Annotated in this window: 8 protein-coding genes; 7 read left to right on the top strand and 1 reads right to left on the bottom strand. The window is 43.8% G+C overall.

Translation table 11 applies throughout. From position 1 onward, the window contains the following. The coding region (locus tag AACQ38_RS07770) for a ShlB/FhaC/HecB family hemolysin secretion/activation protein (protein ID WP_165577844.1) at positions 1-664 on the bottom strand (664 nt) is incomplete at its 3' end. 701 nt (positions 665-1,365) lie between these two features. Here AACQ38_RS07770 and AACQ38_RS07780 point away from each other — a divergent pair. The 7 genes from AACQ38_RS07780 to AACQ38_RS07810 all read left to right on the top strand — a co-directional run bounded on the left by AACQ38_RS07780 (position 1,366) and on the right by AACQ38_RS07810 (position 13,827). Further along, on the top strand, positions 1,366-1,512 hold the full coding sequence (locus tag AACQ38_RS07780; protein ID WP_165577845.1) for a hypothetical protein: 147 nt from the start codon (positions 1,366-1,368) through the stop codon (positions 1,510-1,512). 735 nt (positions 1,513-2,247) lie between these two features. After that, positions 2,248-3,048, top strand: a complete 801-nt coding sequence (locus AACQ38_RS07785; protein ID WP_011145677.1) for an MBL fold metallo-hydrolase — start codon at positions 2,248-2,250, stop codon at positions 3,046-3,048. A 1,165-nt stretch (positions 3,049-4,213) separates the two neighbouring features. Then, positions 4,214-4,396: a hypothetical protein gene (locus tag AACQ38_RS07790; protein ID WP_165577846.1), complete on the top strand. Its 183-nt coding sequence runs from the start codon at positions 4,214-4,216 to the stop codon at positions 4,394-4,396. Positions 4,397-4,412: 16 nt separating this feature from the next. Beyond that, positions 4,413-9,443: an alpha-2-macroglobulin family protein gene (locus AACQ38_RS07795; RefSeq protein ID WP_165577847.1), complete on the top strand. Its 5,031-nt coding sequence runs from the start codon at positions 4,413-4,415 to the stop codon at positions 9,441-9,443. A gap of 56 nt (positions 9,444-9,499) precedes the next feature. After that, complete coding sequence (pbpC, locus tag AACQ38_RS07800) at positions 9,500-11,821, top strand: peptidoglycan glycosyltransferase PbpC (protein WP_165577848.1); 2,322 nt, start codon at positions 9,500-9,502, stop codon at positions 11,819-11,821. Positions 11,822-12,040: 219 nt separating this feature from the next. Beyond that, positions 12,041-12,466, top strand: a complete 426-nt coding sequence (gene ndk / locus AACQ38_RS07805) for a nucleoside-diphosphate kinase (RefSeq protein WP_011145680.1) — start codon at positions 12,041-12,043, stop codon at positions 12,464-12,466. Between the two features lie 182 nt (positions 12,467-12,648). Next, positions 12,649-13,827 carry a bifunctional tRNA (adenosine(37)-C2)-methyltransferase TrmG/ribosomal RNA large subunit methyltransferase RlmN gene (locus AACQ38_RS07810; RefSeq protein WP_011145681.1) on the top strand — a complete coding sequence of 393 codons (1,179 nt, stop codon included), beginning with the start codon at positions 12,649-12,651 and terminating at the stop codon, positions 13,825-13,827. The last annotated feature ends 13 nt before the right edge of the window (positions 13,828-13,840 follow it).

Below are 13,840 nucleotides of genomic sequence, written 5' to 3' on the forward strand. Positions count from 1 at the left end.
CGACTCGCCAGTGCCGGGACTGACGCCAGTCCAGCACAATATCGCTCTCCCCCGGCTGCTCTGCCGGGACAATATTCATATCCGCCTGCACGGTGGGGAAACGTTGCAGATTTTCCAGTCCCTGCTCGATATCCCGTAAATCCAGTAATTTTCCTTCACGCGCGGGAAAGGGGGTTATCCGCTGGATATATTTCCCGCTGTCAGGGGTATAGCGGATATGCCGGACTTTGCCCGGTATCATCACCAGTTTTAGCGTTTGGGTACGCAGATCCTGGGGAGGCACCAGAACCCGGCTGGTGACATAGCCGTGATTAATGAGCTGATCTTGCAATTGGGTTATCAGCCGGCTAATGCCTTTATCGCCCAGACAATGGTTTTCGCCCTGTTGGGCGACACGTCGAAACGGTAACCAGGGCGGGAAATTTTCGGTACCTGCCAGTCTGACGTGGGTAATGGGAAAACACGGAGTTTCCACCGGAAAAGCGGATGATTCCCCGGTTTCCGGTACCGGCAGGTGAACCTCCGCAGGCGGCGGGGCTAATTGCGCTTCCAGAGCTTGCTGACGGGCTTGTTGATGAATGAGTTGTTGATCTGTGATGTCGGCGGCTTGACTACCTGAGACTGCGCTACAAAAAACTATTAATACTACAATACTGCTTTTCATTGACTTGCTATTCCACAATGTTGAAACAGCATTAACCACGAATTTAACTTAGCGATCAATATTTAGTGTTGATTATCAACCGGGCAACTAAAATAGGGAGTTGGTTAAGATAGCAGCAAAAACAAGAGGTTATATGACAAAGCAAAAAACAGGCCAATGTGATTATTTTGTGACAGGATTGTATAAAAAACAGATTAATATTAATCATTTAATAATCAACATTAATAATTTCAAATTAATTTTATTGTTTTATTTTTATTTAGTGATTAGTATCACATTTATGATTATTATTTTCTGTAATAAACAACATAAAATGTGATTTTTGTCATAAATTGGTGATGATATATTGTCTTTTATGATTATGTGAGGGGTTAGGGTTATCCATGCCAATCTTGCTTCTTATCTGCCGCTCGCTCTGCCAGAAGATCACTTAACCTAAATCCTTCATAATTATGTGGGATAAATAGTATGATTTGTTAGCGCCATTCTCCGTAATTGGAGAGTTGAACGTAGTGGCTATTGAGAAGATGATACGATGTTTGGAGTTTGGAGAGCATGAACTAAATTAGAGGCGTAAATTTACTTTTCTCACCCTATTTACCTTGGGAAAGAAGGGAGCAATAAAAATATCAATGGGTTAATCAGTTAATACTTTCTAAAGGGAACCGATTTTAATGAAGTCTCTGAGCAGGAAATAGATTTTGTGGTATACCCTATGGATTTCAAGATACATCGCGGCGGCAAGGGAGCGAATCCCCGGGAGCATAGCGAACTATGTGACCGGGGTGAGTGAGTGCAGCCAACAAAGAGGCAACTTGAAAGATGACGGGTATAAACCGATTAAGTAATCGCTCACGAAAACTAAGGGTAGTAAAACATCCAATGAATTATTTATAAGGAATACGGATATGTTTACTTCCGGATTAACGATGTTGCACTTATTATGTGAATCCAAGAAATATATTAATTCTATTTTTTTACATAAAAATAATATATTTTTGTTATCGTATTAATAAAGGCATTAATAATGGTTTGATATAAGTGAATAGGTTATGCTTATAACAACAGATGATGTTTATATATAACGTTATTAATTATGCTATTTAAATGTTTTTTATGTAATATAAAGTTAAATTATATTTGATAAATATATTATATTTTTATCTTATAATATGGATGAAATGAGAGTGGTAATATAAGTCAATTGCTGGTCTTATAGTGATATCTAAAATTAATCATTGTCAATTATGTGAGGCATTAGTATAGTCTATTTGATTAAATTAATTGAATGGCTTGCCGTTGATTTTTATTTATTAATAATATATTTATCTCTTCTTTTAAAAATATGTTGTACAGCAAGGTATAATATTTGTATGTTAATATTGCAAGACAATAAATATGACAGAGAGATAATCATTTCATGTTGAAAAATTAACTGTCAGTCGAGGAGAAGGAATTTGTGATCTGCTTATAAAAATGTGACGATATAATGGCTTTTCATTATTTTATTGATGTACGTCAATGCTATTGTTACCCGTACCGTTTAATAGAAGCATGACTTCAACAAAATTAATGGATGTGCTATGTCGTTAAAAATAACTGTACTACTGGAAAATAAAACATCTGATTCATATTTGATAGCTAAGCCTGGTTTGAGTCTTTTACTTGAAGATGGTGAAGAGAAGATAATTTTTGATACCGGCCCGGATGGTAGCTATATTGAGAATGCAAATAGGATGGGGATATCTATTGATGATATATCCAAAATTGTTATCTCTCATGGGCATTCTGATCATATAGGTGGTGTTAACTATTTTCCACATAATGCTAAATTAATATGTCATCCTGATGCATTAAATGAGAAGTATTATGGCGTTATGTTCAGGAAAATTGCGTTAAAATTTAAAAAAATGTCGGGTAAAATTAATAAACGAGTCAAGAAGAGAGTTTTTTTTCGTTTAACGAAATCGCATATGAAGATAAGTGAGCGATTTATTTTTTCAGGGGAAATAGCAAATGATCATCGAAAATCCTTTGGGTTAATTAGAAAGAGCTCTTGGGCCAATGATTATATATTGGATGATAGTGCGTTAATTTGGAAAAGTGATAATGGATTGGTGATTATCGTTGGCTGTGGTCATTCTGGTATTTGTGAAATTATTAACCACGCTAAAATGATTACCGGTGTGGACAAAGTATGCGCGGTAATAGGCGGATTGCATTTAAGGAGAGCGTTACCGACAGAGTTATTGAAGATCAGAGAATTTTTTATAAAAGAAAATATAAAAGAAGTCTATGGATGTCATTGTACTGGTAGCTGGGGAAGACTGTGGTTACCAAATGTCAAACAGCTAAAAACAGGACAGGTATTATTAGTCGAGTAACATAATGAAAGTCGTTGAGAAAATGGATGTTCATCAGGTTATTACCCCATTTGCGATAGCGTTGGGGTTGAGGGTTTTATTGTTATTTTATAAAAAACAATTTGTATATTCCGTGTTTCACGCAAATCATTATTGCCACTTTTGATAGGAAAGTGGCACTCTATTTACAGATTACAGATTACAGATTACAGATTACAGATTACAGATTACAGATTACAGATTAATGGTAATTTCTGCATCAGAAGTTAAATGTGTTTTATTTACATAGCTTTTATACCCAATGGATTTCAAGATGGATCGCGACGGTAAAGGGAGCGAATCCCCGGGAGCATAGGTAACTATGTGACCGGGGTGAGTGAGTGCAGCCAACAAAGAGGCAACTTGAAAGATGACGGGTATATTTGTTATAAATATCTTATTGAGATAATGATTAGTCTTAATAAATGGTTAATAATGTATTAAATAAAATGTTAAATATACTTTTATTAAAGTTATTTATTGATTCTATTGGTTGAGATAATTAATTTATTAAACAATGGTATATTGGAACCAGATATATTTAATCCGATAATGATATTTATAACCGGTACAATAATGATAATTTCCTGTTTTATTTAATTTGTTTTAATGGCCGGTTTTATATTGTTTTACTGTTTGTAAATTATCAAGTGCAGTGAAGCTCTATCTTCGGTCACTGAGGAAAATGACGAAAATTTTTTTTTACAAGATATATTGAGTTCTTAATGAAAAATTGAATCGATAAATTTATATTTATTTATCGTTTCTGTGATGTTTAATTCATTAAAATAACAGGCTATTATATACCCAATAGATTTCAAGATGCATCGCGGCGGCAAGGGAGCGAATCCCCGGGAGCATAGATAACGATGTGACCAGGGTGAGAGAGTGCAGCCAACAAAGAGGCAACTTGAAAGATGACGGATATATGAACTTAATGTCTTTACGTTGCTTATATAAATAGGCGGTATATAGGTGATTATATCTATTTGATTTAAATTTAATATACCCTATGGATTTCAAGATGCATCGCGACGGCAAGGGAACGAATCCCCGGGAGCATAGGTAACTATGTGACCGGGGTGAGAGAGTGCAGCCAACAAAGAGGCAACTTGAAAGATAACGGGTATATATTGATTTATACCCAATGGATTTAAGATGGATCGCGACGGTAAGGGAGAGAATCCCCGGGAGCATAGATAACATAGATAACATAGATAACGATGTGACCGGGGTGAGCGAGTGCAGCCAACAAAGAGGCAACTTGAAAGATAACGGGTATATAAAGTTATTCATTAAATCCTACCAGCCATTAGTTGGTCGGAGTTAAGACAGGGGTTATGGTTATGAATCAAGGTCAATTCTGGCAACAGCCAGGAAGAAATAAATGTTATTTGGCGGTGATTTTAGCGTTTTTGCTGATGCTTTCTGGTTGTGACCAATCTGATAGCACTGATAATAAGCAAGCGGCTCAATCGCAGTCCACAGAAATTCAAAGCGAAAAAGCACCTCAACAATCAAATACTCCACCAAAATCAGTAAAACCGAAAGACGCAGCATCACTGGCTGAATTAGTAAAACGTTATGCCGGTAAACCAGTGAAGATTCTGGATGCTTCTGAAGTTCAGCTTGATGGCGCTAGTGCAATGGTGGTGACATTTTCTGTCCCTTTAGATCCGAATCAGGATTTTGCACAGAATGTCCGTTTGGTGGATGTCAAAGAGGGCAAACTTGATGGGGCGTGGGAACTGTCAGATAACATGATGGAACTGCGCTTGCGCCATTTGCCGCCCTCCCGTAAGTTGCAATTGACCGTAGATAAAGATGTTAAAGGTATCAATAATCGTCAACTCGAAACGGCTTATGAGAAAACGCTGACAACCGCGACGATTTCTCCGTCTGTCGGTTTTGCCAGCAAAGGCTCTTTGTTACCCAGTAAAGTTGCTGAAGGTTTGCCGGTATTGGCTCTGAATGTTAATCGTGTTGATGTTAATTTTTTCAGAATAAAAGAGACGGCATTACCGGCTTTTATTGCACAGTGGCAATATCGCAACAATATGAGTTCTTGGGAATCGGAAGAGATGCTCAAAGATGCGGAACTGGTTTATACCGGCCGTTTCGATCTGAATCCAACACTGAATACCCGCGAAAAATTACTGTTACCATTAAGTAATATCAAAGAGTTACAGCAAGATGGGGTTTATCTGGCGGTGATGCAACAAGCAGGTAAATACACTGACTCCAATCCAGCGACAATGTTTACCTTAAGTGATATTGGTGTTTCTGTGCACAGCTATCTGGATAAAATGGATCTGTTTACCCAATCTTTGGCACAAGGTGGCAGCCTGAAAGGGGTGGAAATACGTTTGTTGGATGACAAAGGGCAGTTATTGACAAAGGCAACGACGGACGATGATGGGCACGCCAGCTTAGAAAAAAATGCGAAAGCGAAGCTATTGCTCGCTACCCGTGATCACCAAACCAGTATGATTGATTTGGTATCACCGGCGCTGGATCTGTCTGAATTTGATATTTCTGGCCCACAAGGGTATAGCAAACAGTTTTTTGTTTTTGGGCCTCGTGATCTCTATCGTCCGGGTGAGACGTTGATTGTTAATGGCCTGCTGCGTGATGGTGATGGCCGTGCAATGAAAAGTCAGCCAGTTAAAGTGGATGTATTGAAAACCGATGGTCAGGTTGTTCGTAGTTTTGTCTGGCAACCCGAAAATGGGTTGTATCAGTATCGCTATGCGATCCCCCAGTCAGCGACTACCGGGCTCTGGTCGCTACGTTTTGATTTGGGCGATAACAAACTCCGTTATTACAAGTTTAATGTCGAAGATTTTATGCCGGAGCGTATGGCACTGGAAATTAGTAGTGAGTCGCAACCCGTGATGAAAGACCACGATGTGGATTTCGCGATTAAAGGCCGTTATTTATATGGAGCACCTGCCGCATATAACCGCTTGCAAGGGCAATTATTTCTGCGTCCAGCTCGGGATGCGGTAGCAAAATTGCCAGGCTATGAGTTTGGTGCGGTTGCAGAGGACAATCTTAGTCGTACATTGGATGAATTTGACCTGGTTTTAGGTAATGAGGGTAAAGCCGTAATTAATGTCAGTGCCGACAATTGGCGTTCGGTCTCTTCGCCGGTAAATGTCATTGTACAGGCTAGTTTGCTTGAATCTGGCGGCCGCCCGGTAACTCGTCGGGTTGAACAGGCTGTTTGGCCGACTGAAAAGCTGGTTGGTATCCGTCCGTTGTTTAATCAGAAAGAGATTTATGACTATCGCATAGGTCGTTATCAAAGCCGTTACAATGTGGATGAAAATTCACTGGCGCAATTTGCGGTGGTGTATGCCGATGCCAATGGAAAAAAATATGCGGCAAAAGATTTAACTGCCCGTCTGGTTTATGAACGCCGTGACTATTATTGGCGTTGGTCGGATGGTGAAGGTTGGCAATCAGGCTATGACCAGAAAGATTTAGTGATGGCGGATGAACATATCCAGATTGCTCAAGATGGTACGGCAAAGGTCAGTTTTCCGGTTGATTGGGGGTCGTACCGTATTGAAGTGGTTAATCCAGAAAATCAATTAGTGACCAGCGTTAATTTCTGGGCGGGTTACTCATGGCAGGACAATACCGGTGGTACAGGGGCTGTTCGTCCTGATCAGGTGAAGTTATCTCTGGATAAACCCGCTTATCAGGTAGGTGAGAAGATAAAACTGCATATGGTTGCACCACAGGCCGGTAAAGGTTATCTGTTGGTAGAGTCCAGTGAAGGGCCACTTTGGTGGCAAAAAATTGATGTGCCAGAGCAAGGTTTGGATGTGGAAGTGCCGGTAAATAAAGAGTGGCGTCGTCATGACCTTTATTTAACCGCTGTGGTGGTGCGTCCAGAGGATAAATCTCGTCAGGTGACACCGAAACGCGCCATTGGCGTGTTGCATCTGCCGTTGGCTGATGAAAATCGTAAACTGGATTTGACGCTATCCGCACCGGAAAAAATGCGTCCGAATCAGAACTTGACTGTTAAAGTCAAGGCGACACCACAGCAAGGGCGGAAGTTACCCAAGCAGGTTAATGTTCTGCTTTCTGCTGTCGATATGGGGGTGCTGAATGTCACGAATTTTAAAACGCCGGACCCCTATGAGGCTTTCTTTGGTCGTAAGCGTTACAGTGTCGATCAATATGATGTGTATGGTCAGTTGATTGAAGGTGAAGGCCGTCTGGCGAATCTGCGTTTTGGCGGTGATGGTGATGATAGCGCTCTTGATCGTGGCGGCAGAAAGCCATTAACCGAAGTTAATATTATCGCTGAACAAGCTCAGCCAGTGACGCTGGATGAAAATGGCGAAGGGCAGATCGTTTTGCCAATCCCTGATTTCAATGGTGAATTGAGGTTGATGGCTCAAGCGTGGAGTGAAGATGAGTTCGGCCACGGTGAAAATAAAGTTGTCGTTGCTGCGCCGGTGGTTGCACAGATGGCACTACCTCGCTTTATGGCCGGTGGTGATAGCGCATTGTTGTCGTTGGATTTGACTAACTTGACTGAACAGACGCAAAACTTGACCTTGAACTTTGCGGCTAATGACCTGATTAAGTTAGAGGGGGATGCTAGTAAAGAGATAACATTGGAAAAGGGCAAACGCACCACAGTAGAGATTCCGGTCACAGCGGATTTGGGGTTTGGTCAAGGAGAGGTTTCCTTGACGGCTGATGGTCTGAATTTACCCGGTGAAAATCTGAAACCGTATAAAAATAGTTGGCAGATTGGTGTGCGTCCGGCACAGCCAGCGGAAACGGTTCTGTTCGCTAATGTTATTCATCCGGGAGAGGAGTGGCAGTTGCCGTTAAATGCTTTATCGGGTTTATCGCCAGAAGGCGCCGAGGGGCAGTTGTTACTGAGCAGCCGTCCACCGTTACAGATTTCACGCTATATTCGTGAATTGTACGCCTATCCATATGGCTGTCTTGAACAGACAATCAGTGGGCTTTATCCGTCACTCTATTCGAACAAATCAGAGCTGAATAGTTTGGGTATCAGAGCGGAAGATGATAATAAACGCCGGGCGAGTATTGATGAGGGAATTATTCATCTGTTGAGTATGCAGCGTCATGACGGTAGCTTTGCTTTATGGGATAAAACCGGTGATGAAGAGTATTGGTTAACCGCCTATGCCACCGATTTTCTATTCCGTGCAAGTCAACGAGGTTACAGCGTACCTAAAGAGGTACTGACTTCTGCCAATAACCGTCTGTTACGTTATTTACAGGATAAGAGTGTTATTAACTATCCCTACAGCCAGAATCAGGACGCAATGCGATTCTCGGTTCAGTCTTATGCTGGTCTGGTGCTTGCCAATCAACAGAAAGCACCATTGGGCGCTCTGAGACAAGTTTATGAACGCCGTCAGCAAGCAGGTAATGGCTTGTCACTGGTACAACTGGGTGTTGCACTGAAACTGATGGGGGATAACACCCGAGCAGATGAAGCGGTTCGTTTGGGGATCAGTAAAAACCGTCATGATGATTTAGAGTTAGGTGATTACGGCAGTGCCATCCGTGACAACGCCATGATTGTTGCTCTGTTGACTGAAAATAACATGCAAGTAAAGGAACGTGATGAGAAATTGCTGGCGCTGTCTGATGAATTGACATCCCGCAATTATTTCTCAACTCAGGAGAGTCATTCACTCTATCTGGCGGGGCGTTTCTTTATCGATGCGTCGGTGCAACCGTGGAAAGCGGTGATTAATCAGCGGACTTTACCAATAAGTAGGGATAAGTCCTATAGTGAGATGCTGTATCCACAGGATATTCAGCAAGGTGTGAGTCTCAGTAACCTTGGTGACAGCACGCTCTATTCACGAGTGAATGTGGTGGCCTACCCGCTGCGCTCTCCGAAGCCTTATGCTAATGTGCTGAAAATTCAGCGTAGCTATTTGGATATGAAGGGTAATCCGATTGCCAGTGATCTTCTGAATAGCGGTGATATGGTGGTTGTGAAGCTGGTGGTGAGCTCAGATAAACCCGTACAGGATGCTTTGGTTGTTGATTTATTACCCGCTGGTTTGGAGCTGGAAAACCAGAACTTGGCTAACAGCAGTGCCAAGTTGAGTGAGAGTGCCGCTAATCTTCAGGAGTTGATTGGCGATATGCAACAGGCGACGATTCATCATATTGAATATCGTGATGATCGATATGTGGCGGCAGTCGCGGTTGATCCGTCTCAGCCAGTGACGTTGCTCTATCTGGCTCGCGCCGTGACGCCAGGCGTCTACACCATTCCTGCACCACAGGTGGAATCTATGTATGTGCCTTACTGGCGTGCAGTGGGTTCTACACCTGAAAAACTGGAAGTTGTCCGCTAAATTTGTCAGCCCTTATGCTCCGGTGTAAGGGCTGGTTTCTCTCCAGGTGTTCATTAATGAAGAAACCGTATCGCCTTATGTGGCTGATTGTACTGTTGTTGTTTTTGTTTCCGGCGGGTTTATGGCTGGCAGATAAAATCTGGCCTCTGCCACTGCGTGAAGTCAAAATGGCGCGTATTGTCGTGAGTGAGGATGGTACGCCACTTTGGCGTTTTGCCGATGATGAAGGTGTTTGGCGTTATCCGGTGACGTTGGGTCAAGTGTCGCCGGAATATATTCAGGCTTTGCTGACTTATGAAGATCGTTGGTTCTACCAGCATCCGGGGATTAACCCGATTTCTCTGGTCAGGGCTGCCTGGCAGGATATTCTGGCAGGTAAAATTTTGTCCGGCGGTAGTACGCTGTCAATGCAGGTAGCCCGGTTGATTGACCCCCATTCACGCACTTTAGGCGGGAAGTTGAAGCAGATCTGGCGTACTTTGCAGCTTGAATGGCACTATTCTAAAGATGAAATTCTGGAAATGTATCTGAATCGTGCGCCGTTTGGAGGCACATTACAAGGTGTCGGTGCGGCGAGTTGGGCATATTTGGCTAAACCGCCCTCTGAGCTTTCGGCGGGAGAAGCGGCTTTACTGGCTGTTTTGCCACAGGCCCCTAGTCGTTTAAGGCCAGATCGCTATCCTGAACGGGCACAGGCTGCTCGTGATAAGGTGTTGCAACGGTTGGCGCACTATAAAATCTGGCCGGAACAGACGATTGCTGATATTCGGCAAGAAACGTTGTGGTTGGCTCCTCGGCAGGTGCCACAGCTTGCTCCTTTGCTTGCCAGAAGAATGGCGAAAGGCATTCGTCAGGAGATCATTAAAACAACCTTGGATGTGGGATTACAGCGTCAGCTTGAAGATATGGCGGTGAATTGGCAGTACCAGTTACCAGAAAAAACGTCGATTGGCGTGTTAGTAGTTGATCATACAGACATGGCGGTAAAAGCCTATATCGGTTCGCTGGATCTACGGGATGATAGCCGTTTTGGTCATGTCGATATGATAAGTTCATGGCGTTCGCCGGGATCAACTCTGAAACCATTTTTGTATGCAATGGCGCTGGATGATGGGTTGATTCATGGGGAATCACTGTTACAGGATGTGCCTCGCCGCTTTGATTATTATCGCCCGGGAAATTTTGACAGTGGCTTTCATGGGCCGGTCAGTGCCAGTGAGGCGTTGGTTCGTTCACTGAATTTGCCCGCCGTGCAACTGCTTGAAGCCTATGGTGCCAAGCGGTTTACCGCCAACATGCGTAATGTGGGAACCGTATTGCGTTTTCCTCCCGGCAGTGAACCCAATTTATCATTGATTCTTGGTGGCACGGCAACCCGGATGGATCAACTGGTGGCGGCTTACACGGCGTTTGCCCGTCAGGGGAGGGTTTCCCCTTTGAGATTCACTCCGCAGCAGAAATTGCGTGATCGGCAGCTTTTTTCCCCCGGCGCGGCATGGATAGTCAGGCGGATTATGGCTGGAGAAGCTCTGCCGCAACCTGATGATGTGTTACCGGCACAAGTGCCGTTGGCTTGGAAAACCGGTACCAGCTATGGCTACCGTGATGCTTGGGCTATTGGCTTAAATGCGCGTTATACCATCGGTGTTTGGGTTGGCAGGCCGGATGGCACGCCGGTTGTCGGGCAGTTCGGCTATGCTACGGCGATTCCCATCATGAATCAGGTCAATAATCTGTTATTCGTCAATATGCGAAATGGGACTAAACGGATTCCGGTTGATCCGCGTCCAGCAAGTGTCAGTCGGGCAATCATCTGTTGGCCGGGAGGGCAGAGTTTACCGAAGGAAGAGAATAATTGCCGTCAGCGGCGTCTGAGCTGGATACTGAATAACACTATTCCGCCTACGCTGCCTGCGGTGGGGCAAGAGGCTATTTCAGGCACTAATGAACAGGTGTGGTTGGATAAGCATGGTTTGCGCGTGGCTCCTGATTGTCCCGGTGCTCAGGCTAAAAATATCGCTTTGTGGCCGATTACCCTCGAATCATGGTTACCGGCACAAGAGCGACGGGCGCAGCGTTTGCCACCGGTTAACCCTGAGTGCCCACCGTTGAAATCAGATGAAGCACCTTTGTTGATCGTGGGTATTCATAACGGAGATGTATTGAAACGGCTTCCCGGTGTTGGCAGCCTTGATTTACGTGTTACCACTCAGGGCGGTAGTGGTGGGCAGCAATGGTGGTTTCTGAATGGAGAACAGGTAATGACCACCGAAAATAATCAGGGATTTGTTCAGACTTTAACTCAACCGGGTAAATATCAGCTTAGTGTTTTGGATTTGGGTGGACAGGTTGATGCTGTCAATTTTACCTTGAAGTAAACGATTCAGGTAAAAGTGTGATTTGTACGAAAAAATGGTAATTTTCGCTAAGGAAAATTTAATGGAATGTTATGTTTTCTGTAGGCAACCGCTATTCGTACCCCTATAATCAACGCCGTTTTTATCTCCGCTAAGGTGGCGGAATGAAGTATTAACCGATTAACTTATCGGGAAAAATTAAAATTATCAGTTGCTGACAGAAGAACCAAGAGGTTATCCATGACGGTTGAACGTACTTTTTCTATTATTAAGCCTAACGCGGTGAAGAAAAATGCCATTGGGGCGATTTATGCTCGTTTTGAAAGCGCCGGGTTTAAAATTATTGCCGCCAAAATGCTTCACCTGACCCGTGAACAGGCTGAGGGTTTCTATGCGGAGCACAAAGGCCGTCCTTTTTTTGATGGTTTGGTGGAATTTATGACTTCTGGTCCGATTGTGGTTCAGGTATTGGAAGGTGAGAATGCAGTGCAGCGTCACCGTGACCTGATGGGGGCAACTAATCCTGATAATGCATTAGCAGGTACTCTGCGCGCCGATTACGCGGATAGCTTCACTGAAAACGCGGTTCACGGCTCTGATGCGGTGGAATCTGCAAACCGTGAAATTGCTTATTTCTTCACAGAAGATGAAATTTGCCCACGTTAATTGATTTGCCGTTACCCGTAGCATCATTGCATTAAAGTTTGTACAATGCGGCGCCCCGTTGTTAATTCAACGGGGCGCTTATTATTTGTTACTATACTAAACTGATAGTGACCTGAATTGAAACTTCGCGTTGAGTTCATTAACGCAGAGCCGAAAGTGTTACAACGAGGCGATATAAAAAGATGTCCCAACCAAATACTGCGGCACAATTTGCTGCTTCTGTCGTGTCTGAAACTCCAGAAAAGAAAGGCGGTAAAATTAACCTGCTTGATCTGAATCGCAAGCAAATGCGCCAGTTTTTCATTGACATGGGAGAAAAACCCTTCCGTGCTGATCAAGTGATGAAATGGATATATCACTACTGTTATGACGATTTTGAGCAGATGACAGATATTAACAAAATTCTGCGAGCAAAATTGCAGCAAGTTGCAGAGATCCGCGCACCTGAAGTAGCAGAAGAGCAACGTTCGGCCGATGGTACGATTAAATGGGCGATCACTGTTGGCGATCAGCAGGTTGAAACGGTTTATATCCCGGAAGATGATCGCGCAACCTTGTGTGTCTCTTCTCAGGTAGGTTGTGCACTGGAGTGCAAATTCTGTTCCACTGCTCAGCAAGGGTTTAACCGTAATTTGCGGGTTTCTGAAATTATTGGTCAAGTTTGGCGTGCCGCAAAAATTATTGGTTCCCTGAAATCCAGTGGCCGTCGCCCGATTACCAATGTGGTGATGATGGGGATGGGAGAACCGCTGCTTAACCTAAATAACGTGGTGCCTGCCATGGAAATCATGATGGATGATTTTGGTTTCGGTTTGTCAAAGCGCCGTGTGACGTTATCCACATCCGGTGTCGTGCCAGCACTGGATAAACTTGGCGATATGATTGATGTTGCTTTGGCCATTTCCCTGCATGCACCAACAGATGATGTACGGGATGACATCGTTCCTATCAACCGTAAATATAATATCGAGCAGTTTCTTGCCGGTGTGCGCCGCTATTTGACTAAATCTAATGCCAATCAGGGCCGTGTAACCGTGGAATATGTCATGCTGGATCATATTAATGACAGCGTGGAACAGGCACATCAATTAGCTGAATGTTTGAAAGAGACGCCGAGTAAGATCAATCTGATCCCGTGGAACCCATTTCCGGGGGCACCATATGGCCGTAGTTCCAACAGCCGGATTGATCGCTTTGCTAAGGTGCTGATGGAATATGGTTTCACCACGATTGTCCGCAAGACGCGCGGTGATGATATCGATGCTGCATGTGGTCAGCTTGCCGGTGATGTCATTGATCGTACCAAACGTACATTGAAAAAACGTCAGGCCGGTGAACCTATTCAGATAAGATCAGTCTGAATGGGAATGTTGG

The sequence above is a fragment of the Photorhabdus sp. RW14-46 genome, assembly GCF_963887965.1.
GTDB classification, from domain to species: Bacteria; Pseudomonadota; Gammaproteobacteria; order Enterobacterales; family Enterobacteriaceae; genus Photorhabdus; species Photorhabdus laumondii.